The organism is Marininema halotolerans, assembly GCF_900116235.1.
Classification (GTDB): domain Bacteria; phylum Bacillota; class Bacilli; order Thermoactinomycetales; family DSM-45169; genus Marininema; species Marininema halotolerans.
The window spans coordinates 1-18,438 of record NZ_FPAA01000005.1; the positions used below are offsets into that span (position 1 = coordinate 1).

Annotated in this window: 16 protein-coding genes; 9 read left to right on the plus strand and 7 right to left on the minus strand. The window is 44.1% G+C overall.

Translation table 11 applies throughout. The annotated features are described in order from the left end of the window. The 3 genes from CHX35_RS07400 to CHX35_RS07410 form a co-directional block, all read left to right on the plus strand. Positions 1-477: RNA-guided endonuclease TnpB family protein (locus CHX35_RS07400; RefSeq protein ID WP_091836148.1), on the plus strand; the 477-nt coding region annotated here is incomplete at its 5' end. A gap of 376 nt (positions 478-853) precedes the next feature. Continuing rightward, a complete protein-coding gene (locus tag CHX35_RS07405) occupies positions 854-2,170 on the plus strand; it encodes a tetratricopeptide repeat protein (protein WP_091836194.1) in 1,317 nt (438 codons plus the stop codon). 967 nt (positions 2,171-3,137) lie between these two features. Next, positions 3,138-4,055, plus strand: a complete 918-nt coding sequence (locus CHX35_RS07410; protein WP_176391955.1) for a metal ABC transporter solute-binding protein, Zn/Mn family — start codon at positions 3,138-3,140, stop codon at positions 4,053-4,055. 34 nt (positions 4,056-4,089) lie between these two features. On the opposite strand, the gene CHX35_RS07415 is transcribed toward CHX35_RS07410, so the two are convergent. After that, the gene (locus CHX35_RS07415) at positions 4,090-5,376 is read right to left on the minus strand and encodes an NCS2 family permease (RefSeq protein WP_091836198.1); all 1,287 of its coding nucleotides are present in this window, start codon (positions 5,374-5,376) and stop codon (positions 4,090-4,092) included. 678 nt (positions 5,377-6,054) lie between these two features. Between CHX35_RS07415 and CHX35_RS07420 the strand changes: the two genes are divergently transcribed. The 3 genes from CHX35_RS07420 (at position 6,055) to CHX35_RS07430 (ending at position 10,139) form a co-directional block, all read left to right on the plus strand. Continuing rightward, positions 6,055-6,930: a lipoate--protein ligase family protein gene (locus CHX35_RS07420; RefSeq protein WP_091836200.1), complete on the plus strand. Its 876-nt coding sequence runs from the start codon at positions 6,055-6,057 to the stop codon at positions 6,928-6,930. 218 nt (positions 6,931-7,148) lie between these two features. After that, positions 7,149-8,480 (plus strand): helix-turn-helix transcriptional regulator, encoded by a 1,332-nt coding sequence (locus tag CHX35_RS07425; protein WP_091836202.1) that lies wholly within the window; start codon positions 7,149-7,151, stop codon positions 8,478-8,480. A 417-nt stretch (positions 8,481-8,897) separates the two neighbouring features. Beyond that, positions 8,898-10,139: an MDR family MFS transporter gene (locus tag CHX35_RS07430; protein ID WP_091836203.1), complete on the plus strand. Its 1,242-nt coding sequence runs from the start codon at positions 8,898-8,900 to the stop codon at positions 10,137-10,139. A 114-nt stretch (positions 10,140-10,253) separates the two neighbouring features. On the opposite strand, the gene CHX35_RS17240 is transcribed toward CHX35_RS07430, so the two are convergent. The 5 genes from CHX35_RS17240 to CHX35_RS07455 form a co-directional block, all read right to left on the minus strand. Next, complete coding sequence (locus CHX35_RS17240; RefSeq protein WP_140413570.1) at positions 10,254-10,541, minus strand: RNA-binding S4 domain-containing protein; 288 nt, start codon at positions 10,539-10,541, stop codon at positions 10,254-10,256. Positions 10,542-11,235: 694 nt separating this feature from the next. Further along, the gene (locus tag CHX35_RS07440) at positions 11,236-11,616 is read right to left on the minus strand and encodes a VOC family protein (protein ID WP_091836207.1); all 381 of its coding nucleotides are present in this window, start codon (positions 11,614-11,616) and stop codon (positions 11,236-11,238) included. A 69-nt stretch (positions 11,617-11,685) separates the two neighbouring features. Beyond that, the gene (locus tag CHX35_RS07445) at positions 11,686-12,201 is read right to left on the minus strand and encodes an SRPBCC family protein (RefSeq protein ID WP_091836209.1); all 516 of its coding nucleotides are present in this window, start codon (positions 12,199-12,201) and stop codon (positions 11,686-11,688) included. Positions 12,202-12,222: 21 nt separating this feature from the next. Beyond that, a complete protein-coding gene (locus CHX35_RS07450) occupies positions 12,223-12,564 on the minus strand; it encodes an ArsR/SmtB family transcription factor (RefSeq protein WP_091836211.1) in 342 nt (113 codons plus the stop codon). 333 nt (positions 12,565-12,897) lie between these two features. Next, the gene (locus CHX35_RS07455) at positions 12,898-13,302 is read right to left on the minus strand and encodes an acyl-CoA thioesterase (RefSeq protein ID WP_091836213.1); all 405 of its coding nucleotides are present in this window, start codon (positions 13,300-13,302) and stop codon (positions 12,898-12,900) included. 287 nt (positions 13,303-13,589) lie between these two features. Here CHX35_RS07455 and CHX35_RS07460 point away from each other — a divergent pair, with 287 nt between their 5' ends. Next, the gene (locus CHX35_RS07460) at positions 13,590-14,243 is read left to right on the plus strand and encodes a GOLPH3/VPS74 family protein (RefSeq protein WP_176391956.1); all 654 of its coding nucleotides are present in this window, start codon (positions 13,590-13,592) and stop codon (positions 14,241-14,243) included. Between the two features lie 71 nt (positions 14,244-14,314). On the opposite strand, the gene thiC is transcribed toward CHX35_RS07460, so the two are convergent. Then, positions 14,315-16,075 carry a phosphomethylpyrimidine synthase ThiC gene (thiC, locus tag CHX35_RS07465; RefSeq protein ID WP_091836217.1) on the minus strand — a complete coding sequence of 587 codons (1,761 nt, stop codon included), beginning with the start codon at positions 16,073-16,075 and terminating at the stop codon, positions 14,315-14,317. Between the two features lie 415 nt (positions 16,076-16,490). On the opposite strand from thiC, the gene CHX35_RS07470 reads away from it, so the two are divergent. Both CHX35_RS07470 and CHX35_RS07475 read left to right on the plus strand, forming a co-directional pair. Next, entirely contained in the window at positions 16,491-17,324 is an 834-nt protein-coding gene (locus CHX35_RS07470) for an ATP-binding cassette domain-containing protein (protein WP_091836219.1), read from the plus strand. A 179-nt stretch (positions 17,325-17,503) separates the two neighbouring features. Beyond that, positions 17,504-18,424: a sulfite exporter TauE/SafE family protein gene (locus CHX35_RS07475; RefSeq protein WP_091836221.1), complete on the plus strand. Its 921-nt coding sequence runs from the start codon at positions 17,504-17,506 to the stop codon at positions 18,422-18,424. The last annotated feature ends 14 nt before the right edge of the window (positions 18,425-18,438 follow it).

Consider the following 18,438-nt stretch of genomic DNA (forward strand, 5'->3'; position numbering starts at 1 on the left):
GCGCAAAGGATCATGAGCCGTCGAACTAAAGGCGGTTCCAATTGGCACAAAGCCCGCATCAAAGTCGCCCGTATCCATGAGAAGATCGTAAACGCGCGTCTCGACTTCCTACATAAACTGTCCTCGAAGCTGATTCGTGAAAACCAAACGATCTGCATCGAAGATCTTTCCGTAAAGAACATGGTGAAGAATCACAAGTTAGCCAAATCGATCACGGATGCATCCTGGTCGGAGTTCGTTGCCATGCTCACCTACAAGGCAGAATGGCACGGACGAAACGTCGTGAAAGTAGGGAAACAGTTCCCTTCCAGCCAGCTATGCTCAGCCTGTGGCTACCGCAATAAGGACGTAAAAAACCTCAACCTACGAGAATGGACATGTCCTACGTGCCACTCCCATCATGATCGAGACATCAATGCATCCAAAAACATTTTGCAAGAAGGACTAAAGATTCTTGCCGTTGGGACGACGGTCTAAGCTTGGAGTGTATCCTGTCAGTCGATGGGAGTTTCCAAGAATCCCCCACCTCTTAGCGTTAGCGTAGGTGGGGGAGGTTCAAATATTGATCATCGCTATCTACAGTGGTAATTATCCAGAAGTTAGAGAGGGTGATGTGGGAGCACAAGACCTGCGATTGGAGCGTACTCTCCACTCCAAATTCGTTATGGACGAGCAGGGGGAGTTTCCTTCAAGAAGCGAATTGAACGGTATCTTTGACACTAGTTGATCAGCCAGTTGTGGAGTCTCATATCGGGCAACTTAATATAATACTACAAATACAAATAAATATTCCCAATCGTTATGTTATCCGTTAGTATAGGGGTATCACGAATCACTGAAGGGTGGGATCCTGATGTTAGATTACTCCAACAATGAAATAGGTGTAATTTTAAGAAACATCAGAAAAAAGAAAGGATTGCGTTTAGAAGATGTGGCGGATGAAAATATATCCTCTGCAACTTTGAGTAATTTAGAACGGGGTATATCACAAGTAAAGATCGAGAAATTGAACTACGTTTTAGAAAAATATGGAATAAAATTAAAGGAGATCCCATCACTGATACGCGAAGAACAAATGTTGCTAGAAGACTTAAAACTGAAAATGCTCTCGATTGAATCATTACAACGAAAGGGTAAATATGATCAAGCGGATGAACTGTTGTCTTCGATTGAGGATGGGGATGATAAGCCTGTCGCAGCGGAGGTGAAATGGCTACGCGGAGTGAATGCCCTCTTCACTAAAAACTATCGAAAAGCGGAAAAGGAATTTACCCATGCCATTCGTATTGCCAGTCAGAATGAAATGGATACCTCCAATATCGAAGCATTTAGCTTCAGTGACTTAGGACTATGTAGCTACTACCAGAATGATCTCCAAGCGGCTCTGGACTATACGAATAGTGGTATTGATGCTTTCAATCCGCATGGGGAAAGAAAGTTTCTTAAGTATCTACTTCTTAGAAATAAAGCGACATTTTTAGAGCGGATGGGGAAGGTGATGGAAGGTTTAAAAGTCGTAGAAGAGGTGTGGGATGAAATCGATCAAATCGATCAATTGGAGACACGATCCTCATTCTACTGGCTGAAATCCGAGTTTCTAAGAAAAAGTGGCGCATTAGGTGATGCCCTTCAATGCGCGCAGGAAGGGATTCGATTCGCCGCGATCAACTCCCATCATGGTTTGTTTGATCTGTGGTCAGTATTAGGGAGCATTTATACCACAAGGGAAGAATGGGAAAAAGCAGAGAATTGTTTTCGAATCGCCATGGAAATTTCCTTGGAGCAAAGCAATCGATTTGTTCGTGCCAGTATTCAAATGGGACATCTCTACATAAAACAAAAGCAATGGACAAAAGCGGAGGCAACGCTTAGCAAGGCAGTTCAACAAGCCGAGAATTTTGAAATCGCTTACAAAGTCGATGGGCTTCTGGCATTAGGGGATCTATTTTTTCAACAACACAACAAATATGAAGCGATTACTTATTATCGCCAAGCAATTGAACTAGCCCATCGCTTTAACTATACAGAAAAAGAGTACAAAGGTTGGTATTGGTTGGCTGAATGCTATAAAGGGGATAATGAGGAGGAATTCCAATGTTGTACAGTAAATATGTTCAATGTACAACAAAAAATATACAGAGGGGCGGGTGAGGTCGTTGCGATCGATTAGCCTTTTTGTTGGGATGGTTATGATCATTTCCTTGACAGTGACTCCCATGATGATGGAGTCGCAGCCGCAATCTATTCAGCAATATATTCAATACGAGAAGTGTATTATCAGTGATCCAGGACATTAACACGCAAGCGGATCACGGATGTACTTCCAACATCACCATCACAAAGACAGCTGGCAGAGTCCCAACTGTCGTTGCACACAACAATGCACCTTTGACTGGTCGACGCCCCCAACTTAAGCGCAAGGTCTCTAACCTTTACGCTTAGATTAGGGGCGTTTGCTAATTGTAACTGGGCTTACAGGGGAATAATTGCTCTCATGCGGAGAGTCCCCAGATTCAAACTCGCCCACCTTGTGTCCCTCATTTGGGTCGATGACTTGAACCTTCCTGGCAGATGGGGTCTGACACAAGAAGGCGAGGGCCATGAGGAGATATTGCCATAACAAAGACAGCCGGGCGGCTACCCGACTGTCATGTACACAACGCTGGCTTCGGCCGGTCGTAGTTGGGAAATGAGACGCCCCCACCTAAGCGCTAGGCCGCTAACCTTTACGCTTAGACCGGGGGCGTTTGCTGTCTTTTCTGGCTTTTCGTTCTTCAACGAATCGCCAGATTTCTAACAAACCACGTAACAGGGTGAGGATCAACACGATCTTCTCCAGTATAGGCCGCACCCCCTTTCATGAAGGGAGTTACGACCGGCCCCCGGCCATCACTTGCGTTGGTAATTCCATTGTACCAGTCGTGAAGGGAATAAACTACCAAAATCGGAGGCTTGTTGATTCTGTAGTCGATTAAAAAACCAGGAAATAATTCGATGAATCGTATAGAATACAAATCGTAAAGATTTCGATTTACATACGAGACACTGACCTCTATAATAGGTAGTAGATGAGAAAAAGGAGCTACGTTGAAATAATTGTGCATGGATAAAACTACTCAGATTTGGAGGTGTACAGTTTGGCTGGTTGGCGTTATGGATTCATCCTCGGTTTACTTGTTCTTCTGGTTACAGCAGGATGTACAACGGGGGTAGATATTCCCGATAAAAAAGGGAAAGTGCTCATCTACACAAGCTTTTATCCTTTAGCTGATTTTGCAAAGAAAATTGGTGGTCATCATGTCATGGTGAAAAACATGGTACCTCCAGGCGTAGAACCCCACGATTATGAACCCAAAATTAGAGAGATCGCCCCGTTAAGTGACGCAGATCTCTTTATCTATAACGGGATCGGTTTAGAGTCATGGATTGAAAAGGCAAAGCCCATGCTTCAAGACGGGAATGCATTGGTGGTGAATGCTTCTCAAGAAGTGGAGACATCCGTTTCAGGTCAGTCGGATCCACATGTATGGCTGGATCCCATCAAGGCTGAGCAACAAGCGCAAGCGATTGAACAAGCGCTTATCAAAAAAGATCCAAAGCATAAGAAGGAGTATGAAAGAAATTATGCGAATCTTGTCAAGAAATTTATGGCCTTGGATCAAAAGTTCAAGAAGATGGTGAAGGATAGTAACCAGCACACCTTTATTACTTCCCATGCTGCCTTTAGCCATTTGGCAGCGCGTTATGGACTGACTCAGATCGCAGTATCCGGGTTATCCCCTTCTGATGAGCCAAGTGCAAAGGAATTACAAACGGTGATACAACAGGCCCGTAAATACGATGTTCATTATATTTACTTTGAAGAGCTTGTCAGTGGGAAAGTGGCTGAAACCGTACGTGAGGAAATAGGAGCAAAAGCTTTAACCCTAAATCCTGTGGAGGGAATTACTCCAAAGCAACAGAATGCAGGTGAGGATTATTTTAGCCTGATGAATAAGAATGCAGATAACCTTGCCAAGGGCCTTAGCGTTAAGGAATCAGGTAACAAAAACTAAAACCCCCTCCTGCCGTAAGCAGGAAGGGGTTTTTTTAATGAGAAGTCAGTGCGGTTGCAATGAGATTGATCAAGAACATACTTGCGATTACATACACAAGTGAAGGCACCTGCTTCCAGCGACCGAGGGCGACTTTGAGTAATGGATAAGCAATAAATCCAAAGGCAAGACCATCAGCAATGCTGGAGGTTAGGGGAATACCTGCGATGATGAGGAATGCAGGAAACCCTTCCGAGAAATCGGAGAAGGAAATGTGTGAGACACTTTGCATCATCAGTGCTCCTACAATAAGCAATACCGGTGCCGCTGCATTGTTTGGGATCATTCCCAATACGGGTAGGCTAAAAGCCGCCCCTACAAAAAGAATCCCAGCTACGAGAGCAGGTATTCCGGTTTTGCCACCTTCAGCGATCCCTGAGGCGCTTTCAGCGGATGCAATCGTCGGACTTGTTCCGAACAATCCAGCCGCGAGGGAGGTTACCGCCGTTACTTTGTAGGAAGAAGAGAAGCGATCCTTGTTTGGTAACATCCCTGTAAGAAGTCCCATGTTTTCAAAAACAACAATCATCGTTAATGAAAATACCGCGATCCAGAAGGAAAGCGAAGCCAATGGGAATTCAGCAGCAAAAAATACCTGACTGTAATCAGCAAAGTTGGTTTCTTTCAATCCACCTGAAGACTGTGTCCCTGTCAGAATGGAAAGAAGGGTAATAAATAAGATCCCCAGAAGAAAGCTACCTTTTACATTACGCACATAGAGGACAAGCGTAAAAAGTAGACCCGCAAGGGTAATTATCGCAACCGGGCTTGTGAAATCCCCTAATGCAACGAAGCTTTTTGTACTGGGTACGATCAAGGCTCCCTTTTGCAAGCCGATAAAAGCTAGAAATAAGCCAATGCCCGCTGTGATCCCATGTTTTAAGGAAGAGGGTACAGCCTCAGACAATTTCGCTCCAATCGGTGTCATGGCAGCGATCAGGAATAGAATACCGGAGATCACGACGGTTCCTAATCCCGCTTGCCAGGAGAGCCCTAGCGAGTGCACGATGGTAAAGGTGAAAAAAGCATTGATCCCCATCGCAGGAATCATGATAATGGGTGCTCGTGCCCAAAAGGCCATCAGCAAGCAGCCAAAGACCGATACAGCTACAGTAGCTACAACCCCGGCTCCAAGCGGAATGCCCGCATCCTGGAGAATGAGGGGGTTCACTACCACGATATAAGCAGCAGTAAAAAATGAGGTAAGTCCAGCAGTGATCTCTTTCTTCCAAGAAGATCCTTCTGCTTGTGGATTTAACCACTGCATAAGTTGTTGCAACATCCTTTATCACTTCAATTGTTAGTATCCCTCGCCCACCCTCTATACGAAAGTATAGCTATACCATTGTAAGGGCAATATGCCATTTTGTAAATAGGTTGTAAGTGGATAATGCCCTGCAAAAAGGAAAAACCGTGATGGGTACGATCCATCACGGTGGTGGTTGTTGATTTTTCCTACACCCGATTGGCAGAGTCTTCTCTCCACCCATCGACTGGTGGAAGGATCGATCAGAGGACGTGGCGGAGGACGTAGGCAATACCCATCCAACATGGGATACTGAGTATCGTTGCGTTAAAAAGTCCAATGGCCGTCTGATTCATGATCCATCCACCTCCGAAATTGTTTTGTTGTGTTTATTATACACAGGAATTCGTTGCTGTAGAGGGGTTTTGCCCATTTGTAAACAACGCTTAATGTAGGAGTAATGTAAGGGCGAATGAAACTTACGATCCTAGTGGCAGAAAACCTTTAAAACCGTAGCTTTGTTAGGGTTTAGCGACGGATTAAATGAAGGAAGGGTAATTGTTATGTTACAGAAAAAAGACAGCACCAACATTCCTTCATTAAAGATATTTTCCTGATTGTGTGAATGATCGGTCTATGGGAGATTCAATGAGTGATTACGTTATAATGGGGGGGATGAAGTTTTGAGAAACGGCTATTTTATGAGGAATAGAGATGAGTAAAATGGAAGAAGCAAAAAACCTAGCAAGAGCGGCGTCCATTTATCGAGAGATGAAAGAATGGCGGATCATTGATGAATCCTTTGAAAATGCGACTCCCCTATCCTATGCGATGGAAGAGGCAATTGGGGAAGCGGTTGCTCATGGCAAGGCACCGGCTACCCTCCGCATTTGGCAAGGACCACAGGGGTTGGTGGTAGCGAAAAAGGATATTCGTACACGCTCAGGCATGGATGCGGCATTAATGATGAAAGGTGTCGACTGGCCGGTATATGTACGCCAGAGTGGCGGTACAGCGGTTCCACACGGTCCTGGGACGCTAAACCTTTCTCTATTTCTTCCGCGTCCCAAAGAATCAGCATGGACGATTGATGATATCTACCGCATGCTAGGCTACCCTTTGATGAAGATGGCTAAAGCCATTCTTGGTTTGGATTCATATTTTGGCGAAGTACCAGGATCCTTTTGCGATGGACGCTATAATGTCGTGATTCAAGGCAAAAAAGTAGTCGGTACGTCACAAGTATGGAAGGGGGGACCCGCGGGTCTTTCATCCAAGCGTCCGGGATACGTTTTAGCACATGCCACTCTTTTGGTGCATACAGATCGTGAGCAAGCGGTTTCTGCCCTCAATGCTTTTTACGAAATGGCAGAGGGGGATCGTCCCGTCTATATTGATACCGTGGCAACCTTAGCCTCCTTCTCATCATTGCAAGGAGAGGAGTTGGAGAGAGCTGTCCGCAAAGGTCTGGTCGAAGCGATTCAAGACCTTACAGGAGGTGCTGACCTATTCGCAACGGCTTCCGCCGATGAGATCGATAAGGCGCCTACCTATTTGGACCATTGCCAACCACAACATTATCAAAAATGAATCGCTACACATACGTGATCGATGCATATAGAAAACTGGGTGCTACAAGGTACCTGGTTTTTTTATGAGACGAATATCACGTGTATTTGGGAAAGAGGTTAAAAAAGTATTTTCTTCTTGATGAATTTTAAACTGGAGATACATTATTCGTGCTCGTTTTAGTCCCGTTGATGTAGAATAAAGTGGAATGAAGTGACAAAGGAGGAAGTTTTGTCGACATGGAACCTGAAAAATTAAAAGATGTAGGTGAAGCGGTACGAAGAGTCCGAAAATCGAAGGGGCTTCGCTTGGAAGACTTATCCGATGAAAATATCTCTTCTGCGACCATTAGTAACATTGAACGCGGGATAACTCATGTGAAATTATCAAAAGTGTATTATCTTGTAGAAAAGCTAGGAATCAGTACGGAAGAAATTCCTTCATTATTAAATGATCAGCGGGATGAACTGGATGAGATAAAGTTCAGATTGTCTTCGATTGAAACATTTATTGAGATGAACGGTGACCCATCAATTGCAATAAAGCAATTAGAAGAGATTCAACTTGAGGATAATGATGTAAATTTTGCGCTTTTACAATTCATTAAGGGTAAAGCTTATCGATATATAAAAAACTGGAAGCAAGCAGAGCGGTGCTATACTTTAGCGATTAGTTTGTGTAATCACCATCATGATTTTGAAAACATTGAAGCAATTTCCTATCTCGATTTGGGCATGTGTTACTACCATCAAAATAAAATAGAAGAAGCGCTTATTTTTACTAATAATGGGTTAGATGCTTTTAAAGAAGTAAAAGAGCGTAAGTATGTGAAGTTTTCTTTGATTCGAAATAAAGCCGTTTTTTTAGAACGATTAGACAGAATTGTGGAAGGATTAAAAGTGATTCAAGATATTTGGGATTCTATGGAGCAAATTGATCAAACGGACAATGTATTGACGCTTTATTCTATAAGATCATATTTGTTACAAAAAGCAGGAATGGTCGATGAAGCTATTCACTATGCAAATGAAGGGTTAACATTGGCTAGAATAAATAAACATTACACATCCATTTTTCGATTTCTTATAGTATTAGGGTTCTCATATACAGCAAAAAGTGAATGGAAAAGAGCAGAAGCTTGCTTTAACAATAGTCTTACTTACCAACAGATACTGATGAGTGAAATCAATTTGAGAACAGATACATATATTGGGCTAGGGAAATTACACTTACAACAGGGGAAAAAAGAGGATGCGAAAGAATGGTTTGAAAAAGCAATTGCTAACTCAGTAGAACATGATGATGACTCTAATCTCATGTATGCATTGCGTGTAATGGGTGACTATTGGAAAAGAAGTGATAACAAGCTGAAGGCGATCTCGTATTATGAACGCGCCTTGGAAATTGCTCGAAAAATTAACGATAGGCAAGCAGAACAGAAATTGAATTTCCGACTTTCACAGTGTTATGAAAAAATAGATCAGATGAAATTTGAAAAGTACTTGTTAAGTATTTATAAGACGCAGATGGAGTTAGGGAAAGAGGAAGATGGTATATTAGATGGAATGTAAATTTGTTTGATGATATATAAAAGCCGTCGGTTGACGGTTTTTTTATATTTGTTGTTTTTATATATAATATTAAGAGTGTCAATTATCCGAAAATTGGATGCCGGAGAGCGTGTGGGAGCACAAGAGACTTGTCATTGGCAAGGATGTAAAAATGCACTGTCCGCAATTAGAGAATGAGCAGGTGCAACTCACTTTGAGAAACGAATTCGAGGATGACTTTTGTCCCTAAACGCCTGACCCCATATAATTCCCCGCTATGCTTGAATGAGTAAGAAAATATGTTCGGATCAGAGAGGATTATTCTTTCGATTAACGAATTAAATCATATAAATTTATTTTCGCTAAAGGGTTCCATTTGAGTAGAGTCGTTGAATGGGAGTCTTTGGTGATGATCAATCATAGAAAGAAGGAAGAATAATGAATCGATTGCGGGCGCTCTATATACAATATCACCCGATGATATGGATTTTGATGGGGGGGACGGTGTTTGCTCGGGCGGCTTCGTTTATGAGTTATCCCTTTTTAGCGATTTATCTTTCCCGGGTGTCCTCGTTGGAGCCGTGGTTAATCGGATTGATTTTAGGGATAGGAGCGTTGGCGGGAACTGTCGGGGGGTTTATTGGCGGGAATTTGTCGGATCGATTTGGTCGCATGATTGTGATGGTCGTTACGCTTTTTGTTTGGGCGGGCGTTTATGTAGGGTTTTCGTTAGCCAAAGGGGTATGGGTGTTCCTGATCCTTAACCTTCTCAATGGGTTATGTCGTTCGTTTTTTGAACCGACGAGTCAAGCGCTGATGGCAGATTTGACACCCAAGGAGAAGCGGATGCGTGTGTTTGGTATTCGTTACATGGCGATTAATATTGGTGCTGCAGTGGGACCGTTACTCGGTGCGTGGTTAGCCATGATATCAGGATCCCTTACTTTTTTTATTACGGGTATGGCTTATTTGATCTATGGTGTTTTGCTTGTCATGGTTACCTCTCGATATAAAGAGGATCTATCTCCTAAAAGTAAAGTGGAGAGAGTTCGCTTTCTTGAGGTAATCGGTGTTATGCGTCGCGATGTGGCGTTGGGATGGTTTATCATAGGCGGCTTGATCAGTAATATTGGATACTCCCAAATGCAAAGTAACTTACCCTTATATGTGGAGCAATTGTTTGGGAGTGAGAGTAAGTTGTATTCCATCCTCCTGGCCATTAATGCGTTAACTGTAATCGTCTTTCAGGCTGTGATTACGCGACGAGCAGAAAAACGCCCCTTACTTTCCAATATGATTATTGGAAGCTTATTATTTTCAGTGGGGTTACTTCTTTTTGCTGGGGGCCAAGTGATGGGCCTGCTTTACATCGGTATTTTCGTTTTTACGGTGGGAGAAATCCTACTCTTCTTATCCAGTAGCCTATTTGTCGATGGGCTTGCAAAAACCGGGATGCGAGGTTCTTACTTTGGTGCAAGTGGATTTCAAGCGCTTGGTTTTTTCATTGGACCTTCCCTTGGTGGTTGGTTTCTGTCTCAATGGGGTGGAGGTTGGGCCTTTGTCATGCTTGCAGTAATTTCGGGGTCCGGAATCTTTTTCTACTGGAAAGGACAACGTGCCTTTATGAAACGGAAGGAGAAGGTAGTACCCCCGATCAAGGAGAAGGTACAAGCCTTTTGATAAAGGTCATGTTAAAGACCAAGGTAAGAGGTACCTTGGTCTTTAAGTAGTGGTTGAATGACATCGATTTTGAGTAGAAAGAACGGATGGTTTAACCAATCCGTTCTTTCTTTGTTAAATATCTTGAACAAGAATCGTTATCGTATCCTTTGTGCGAATGGAATAGTTAGGAGCGACATGCAGGTGATTCACTTGAATAGTCCCTTGTTTGATCTTTTTTTGAATCGTCTCTCGACTCATGTCCTTTATTCGAGTGGATAAGGTCAGATCAAGTCGATGCCTCTTGTCGACGTACTCGATATCAATTTGTATGAAGGTAATGCCCGTTTGCAAAAGCTCTCTATACCACACCTCTGGAATTGACTCTGAAAATAATCCTGCTGGTTGCTGAGGATTTATCATACCGGGGTATGCCTTCATGGTCTGGAGTTTCTTATTCCAAGTATGACCCTTCTCACATTTGTAAATAGCGTATTCGTAAATGTCCTTACCATTTGCATTTTGTCTTCGTCTGAAAGAATCTTCAAAAGGAACGACTCTACCACATTGCCGGCAGTACCTTTCCATTGGCTCTGGTGTTACTTTCGTTAAATCCCATTTTAAATAATGTACTGACAATTCCCTTCACCTCTTGGTAAAGGAACGCTCGGTGTATTCGATATCCGATTTATTGGGCACGAAAAAGCGGAAACCATATCATGATCGGTTTCCGCAAGAGATATAAGAAATTCTACTTTGCGTTCCTGTAATGGTTTAATAGACAGACTACCCCCTTGGTAGGAATAGTCTTTTTATTCAATTAGCCCATTACAGTATGTATTGGCATACGTAGAATTCTCCTTTGAATTTCAGATTATATTGAATGTATCACATATTTCATCTCAGTACTAGCAAATCGGTACAAAAAACCAATTCATACGCTTCCTAGATAATACTTCTCTCCACACGTTTACGATGAAAATTACATCATCTATGTCATCCAGTATGATTTTTAACTAACCCTTATTACTTACATTGTCCAGGTGGGTAATCTGTTTTATAAAGCAAAAAGGCGATGCCTTTATTCAAGCACCGCCCTCGTATATTAATTGTAAATTTACTTTTTTTCCATGACTGCAAAGTAGTTATTTTCACTATCTGCAAAGTTAAATACTCTACCAGAGGGCATATTTACAATTTCTCCGACGATCACATTGTTGTTTGATAAATGATGATACAAATGATCAAATTCGCTTGAGAAGAACATTAAGGAAGGGGTACCGAGATGTAATTCAGGCGACATTTTCGCAATAACATCCTTATTATGAAGAATGATACTTGTTTCTGCTTCTTTCGTTGGAGCAATTTCAATCCATCTGATTCCTTGAGGATGGTCTTCCTCTGCAATGACACTAAACCCTACTTTGGTTGTCCAAAACTCCTTAGCTTCATCTTGGTTATTTACATATAACATGATTTGGCCTAGACGATTAATCATTGATATTTACCCCTTTTTATATTCAATTGTAAATCTTATTTCAACGCTAAAATTAGCGGTGTGGTTATTCTACTTCAGTGATTCCACAAGCTCATTCAAACGGTCCCAAGTCTCGGTGATACCCTGTACCATACCCATGTCCATGACGGTGGTAAGGGCTTCTGACGAAACATATTCAGCACGGCTGATTAGCTTGGTCTTTTCACCTAAATCGATGAATTCCATCGTAATTTCGGAGGATGGCATGGATTGATTCAAATTACCTTCGGCATTGGAAAAATAATCGGTGTAGACAATCTTATCTGGCTCAATAATCTCCTTATAAACCCCTTTGCCCCAAGATTCCATACCAAAAAATTGACCTTGATTCTGATCGATGCACTTCATACAGTAGTGCCAAACACCTCCTGGATGGAAATCGATGGTGCAGACTGGAAGCTCCCAGCCCTTTGGACCCCACCAGCGTTTTAGATGCTCCGGTTCTTTAAACATCTTGAATACAAGTTCGCGTGGCGCATTGAAAATTCGCTCCAGTACCAATACCCGATCATTCTCTACTCTCGATACCAATGAATTGTTGGACATCGTAATTCCTCCTTGATTTTATCACTTGTCTTTGTCTTGTAATTCCTTTAAATAATTATCTAGATTATCGAATCTTTCTTGCATCACATGCTGGAAGGACTGCACCCAAGAATCTAGTTCTTGGAAGGGTTCGAATCGAAGCTTGTAGATGCGGCGGTTTGCTTCGGCTTGCACTTCTACAATCCCATTGTCGCTTAGCACTTTCAGATGCTTCGAAGTTTGAGGTTGCTTCAATCCCAACTGGTCGGCAATTTCCCCAACGGTCAGGGGACCGTCACGCAATAGCTCGACGATATTTAAACGATTGGGTTCAGACAAAGCGCTCAGCGTCATCATGTTCATACCGGGGATCTTCCTTGACATGTGGCTCACCTCGTCAAGTGATGGTCTCCAGTTAAGGTCTCTCTACATCATCACTAGTAATATCGTCCTTTCGAATTGATTATACCCAATAAGGAATATTCCTGTCAAGGAATATTAGTGGCAAATAAGTTCCATAACGACGGTTAAAAAGAAACGTTACCAGCTAAGTGTTGCCATTGATATCAATGGCAACACTTAGCTGGTAAATGCGACTGTACTCCCCTATGTAGCTCGTGCTAACTCGTATGATATTAATTGAATACTGGACCAACAGTCCTAAGAACACCCCCTATTCCATTCGTAAAAATGGAGTAGGGGGTGTTTGGTTTAGCGTTATTGGGGAAGAGAAAGGGATTGTAAGGTTTTAATCATCATTGGCGTGAGGGGTGTGCTCTTTTGATCTTGGTAGTTAAAGTGAACCATTACCGCACGTCCGATGGCGATTAATTCCTCCGTTTGGCGATCAAGAATTTGATGGACTACCGTAAAGCTACTGGTGCCGACTTTTTCGATCTCTGTCGTAATTGTTAGCCATTGACCGAAGGTGGCTTGCGCTTTATATTCACAACTCGTCGAGACAACGATCAACTTCCAGTTGTTGATGTCCATTTCTGGATCAAGAAGTTGAAAGAGTTCAGTACGAGCCGCTTCCATGTAGGTATAGTAGACAGCATTGTTTACATGTCCAAGGCCATCGCATTCATTAAAGCGGACTTGGAGTGTGGTGCTTAGTGACATCGTCGATCCCTCCACAGAAAATATCCTATCACTATCTTAGGTTCTCCTTACCTCTTTTCGTGAAGAAGAGGGTGAAATCCTTTGAAATGTTGTGGTTGGAAACATGAGGAGGATGGTTAGGTAGGAAAGAGGGGTCAGGGGTGGGCTCTTCGCCACGAATGGAGAAGAGAGGTTGGTCTCCAAAGAACTCACTCTTTTTTTCTCCAATTCAACAAGATTGGGGACAAGGTGAATATGATAGAATCGAGATGGTAAAGAACAGAGCGATCAGTTGAGGAGTGAAATCGTTGCTAACAATCGCAGAAGAATTGTTGTTACTCTGTCTGGACGAAGAGACAGGGGAGACACGTTCGGTGTGTGAACGGCCTCTTCCCTATGGATTAGCAGGAGCGGTTCTTCTCGAATTGGTTGTACAAAAGAGGCTGGAGCTTCGGGGGAAGAAAGTCGTGGTTATTGATGATCAACCAATTGGAGATGAAGTGTTAGATCACGTTCTCCAGGAGACGATCACCGATTCGGGTACATTAGAGGCCTCCCATTGGATTAGAAAACTGGGAGATTCAGAAATTAAAAAACGGTTGATGAATCGATTAGCTCAGCGAAAGATCTTGCAGAGAAAGAAAGAGCGTAAGTGGGGGCTATTCTCACGGATTACTTGGTCAATCAAGGAGCACCATCAAGTAAAGAGACTACAGGAAAAAATTCGCCTGCTTCCGAAGGATGCGAAGGTGCCTGATGAACGCACCCTTGTCTTAGCAAGTGTTGCCTTAAAATGCAATTTAGTGCGTGTGTTATTTCCCGAAGAAGAGCAACCGCAAGCTCGTCGTCGCTTACGGGAGTTGAGTCGGGGCGAAATCTATAAAGAAGCCGTATCGGATACGATTGTGGGGATGCAAGCGGCAGCCACAGTGGCTGCTGTGGCCACTGTGACGGATATCTAGGGGTAAGAATAGCAAAAACCGCTTCTCATTAGAGAAGCGGTTTTTGTATGGTAGAAATCAATAGGTCGTTCTTATTCCTTCACTGTGGTGTGATAAATTTGATTTCCCTTTTCGCGGAATTCAGCCGCTTTTTCACGAAGCCCTTCTTCTTTAGCATCCGTGACGGAGAGTTGTTGTTCTTCAGCATAACGGCGAATGTCCTGGGTAATACGCATGCTACAAAACTTGGGTCCACACATGGAGCAAAAATGAGCCGTTTTTGCTGGTTCTGCAGGGAGGGTCTCATCATGATAAGAACGAGCCCGGTCTGGATCAAGAGAGAGATTGAATTGATCCTCCCAGCGGAATTCAAAGCGTGCCTTTGACAGCGCATCATCCCGTTGTTGAGCGCGAGGATGTCCTTTGGCTAGATCGGCGGCGTGTGCTGCAATTTTATAGGCGATAACGCCCTCTTTTACATCTTCACGATTGGGTAAGCCCAGATGCTCTTTGGGAGTGACATAGCAAAGCATGGCTGTCCCATGCCAACCGATTAATGCTGCCCCGATCGCGGAGGTGATATGGTCATATGCGGGAGCGATATCGGTAGTGAGTGGCCCGAGGGTATAGAAGGGCGCTTCGTGACAAATGTCCTGTTGCAAATCGACGTTTTCTTTAATTTGGTGAAGAGGGACATGGCCTGGCCCTTCGATCATCACTTGTACATCGTATTCCCAGGCAATTTGCGTTAATTCACCCAGTGTGCGCAGTTCAGCAAATTGTGCTTCATCATTGGCATCAGCGATGGAACCCGGACGAAGACCATCACCTAGGGAGAAGGCGATGTCATAGTTGCGCATGATTTCGCAGATCTCTCGGAAATGAGTATAGAGAAAACTTTCTTCATGGTGAGCAAGGCACCATGCCGCCATGATCGAGCCTCCGCGAGAAACAATGCCTGTCATTCGGTTCACTGTGAGTGGAATATAACGTAGGAGTACGCCTGCATGGATCGTGAAATAATCGACACCTTGTTCTGCTTGTTCAATGAGGGTATCCCGGTAGAGCTCCCAGGTGAGGTTGGCAGGTTCTCCCCCTGCTTTTTCCAATGCTTGATAAAGAGGCACGGTTCCAACGGGAACAGGAGAGTTGCGAACAATCCACTCGCGTGTGGTGTGAATATCTTTCCCAGTGGAAAGATCCATGATGTTATCAGCCCCCCAGCGAGTGGCCCAAACCATTTTCTCCACTTCTTCCTCAATCGATGAGGTAACGGCGGAGTTACCAATGTTGGCATTGATTTTTACGTGAAAGTTTTTACCGATGATCATCGGTTCGCTCTCGGGATGGTTGATGTTGGAGGGGATGATTGCACGTCCTGTGGCTACTTCTTCCCGCACAAATTCAGGGTCATATCCTTCTCGGATGGCGATAAATTCCATCTCGGGTGTGATGATCCCCTTGCGAGCATAGTGCATCTGTGTCACGTTCATCCCTTTTTTAGCCCGTAGGGGACGACGGGACAACGTTTCCGGAATGGTTGCTCCTGGGGAGGTTTTCCGTCCATTATCGATCGGCTGAATGGGACGCCCTTCATATTCCTCTACATCTCCCCGTTCAAGAATCCAGTTCTTCCGGGTGGAAGCAATGCCTTTGCGAATATCGATGGTTACATCTGGGTCGGTATAGGGGCCACTACAATCGTATACACGGACGGGGTCATTGGGACGCTCACCCTCCTCGTTCGTTGTCGGGGTTAGCTGAATCTCTCTCATTGGTACGCGAATGTCTGCCCTTGAACCGGTTTCATATACCTTCTTACTATTGGGGAATGCCCCTTGGCTAATTTGCATTGGTTGTGCCCTCCTCCATTGATTTTGGCCCACACGAAAGGATTAGGCGGTCAGCGATGCTCTGATGGGATAACAGAAAGGACCGTACACATTATGCGTACGGTCCTTTTGTCCTCTTCATGACGGAAAAAGACAGGGTGATTCCCTGTTCCCTACGCTGGCATTACCCAGATCAGGTATCACGGTCGGCGTAGAATTTCCCCGCCCTCTCAGCCTGGCTCCTCCAAGCTCCCGTTTCTATGCGGTTACCGAGTTCACCATATCATAGCTTTTACAATGTCGCAATTGAAAAAATATACTTTTCAGGGGATATTGTGTCGAAAAATTGTGGAGTGAAGGCTGGATGAGGGTTTAATTACGTAATTCAATATTGAAAGTTTAGGTTTTTCGGTTATGCTTAAAGTAGGTGGATAGGTTGGATGAAAGGATGAGCCTTTTGTATATTGAATGGTCCCATGTGAATAAACGGTTTCAAGATTCCGCTATGGATCCTAGCCACCGACCCTATCGCATGGATTCCCGTCTTGGGCTCCTCGATTTCACTACGACGGTAAGAAATGGCATCACGGCTGTTCTCGGTCCACAGGGTTCGGGTAAAACTACGCTGTTACGGATGACAGCCGGTGCACTGGTGCCCGATGACGGTCGGATTACTTATCATATTGGACAAAAGGAAGTCCGTGTATGGTCTCGGAGCGTTGCAGCGATGGGAACGGAATCCTCTGCAGCTACTTTGCGAAAACGGATTGGCTATGTTCCTAGTAAAAAGCGCTCCCGCCGGGAATGGACATTAGAAGAGTCTCTGTATGATATTGCTGAAGCTTGTGGTCACCCTCGTCCCAAAGTAAAGGTGTCCAAGCTGATGGCTAAATGGGGTTTGGCAGCTCACCGGAATCAATTGGTCAAAGATCTCCCTGAAGGGGTCTCAGCTCGGTATATTGTCTCTCAGAGTTTGATTGCGGATCCACCCATTTGGTTGTTGGATGAACCCACAGTCGGATTGGATGAACTGGGGTTAACGCTCCTCAATGCAGAAATTGCAGAGCGCCGCCATAAAGGGATTATATTAATTGCTACAAGCAACCTGTCCTTTGCTGAAGTCGCTGACTATCTTCTCCTGATGGAGGGAGGAGCCTGTCGTCGGTTAGGACAGCGAAGGTTATTGACAGCAGGTGTTCCTGATGGAAAGGTTTCTTCATGGTACAATTCCATGCAAACCTTTGCTCAGGTACGTACACGGTTAAAATAAGCTTATGAGACGGTATGTAAGCGCCCTATCTATATAGGGTGTTTTTTTGTGCCATTTTTTTTGCACAAAGAGGTACCTGAATCCACTGTGCGGCATACATTGGATCAGCGCTAAAGTCGACGGATATGATCAGCATTCCGTTAAATGGATTGGGTTAGGGGAGAGGGAGGAGAGTTTGCATGCGAAAGTTGCTGGTGCTTGCTTTAATCGGCTTGGCGGCACAACTTGTGGATGGTTCCTTAGGGATGGCTTATGGAGTAACCTCTACTTCATTATTGCTAGCTTATGGAATTGCACCAGCGGTTGCCTCAGCTTCGGTGCATATTGCGGAACTGGTTACCACTGCTGCCTCTGGTTATTCACATTGGCGCTTTGGAAATGTGGACAAAAGCATTGTTCGGGGACTCATTCTACCGGGATCGATTGGTGCCTTTGGCGGAGCCTGTTTCTTAAGTAGCTTATCTTCGAGTGCGGTAAGGCCGTATATTGCTGCCTTTTTATTTTTGTTGGGGTTGTATGTTTTTGTCCGTTTTTTGTTTATAAGGCCCCAGAAGAACACTCAGAAAGCCAAGTCACCAAGACGTCGCTTTCTCATTCCTCTCGGTGTCATTGCAGGGTTTGCTGATGCCACAGGTGGAGGGGGATGGGGGCCCTTGACGACCCCTACGTTATTGGCAAGAAAAGGAGCCCAACCGAGAACGGTAGTCGGCTCTGTCGATACAAGTGAATTTGCCATTGCGCTAGCTGCCTCCTTGGGATTTTTAATTTCCCTCGGGTGGAGCCAAGTGAGTTGGACGTGGGTGATTGCATTGATGGCTGGGGGAGTGATTGCTGCACCGATTGCAGCATGGCTAGTGAAGATTATTCCAGCCTCGTTACTGGGTGTATTAGTTGGGGGATTAATTTTAGTTACAAATGCAAAAACCTTGATGAGTAGCTTTGATTTGACGACGCCCATTGGAGAAGGAATCGTCTATACTGGATTGATTGCCATGTGGGCAGTCGGTATTACCTTTATCTTATGGAAGCTATTACGAGAGCGTAACAGCGGCGCTGGTGGAAATGAGGCAGTGAGTATGCATAAGAAGTCCGATCAATAATAAAAACCCCCTTC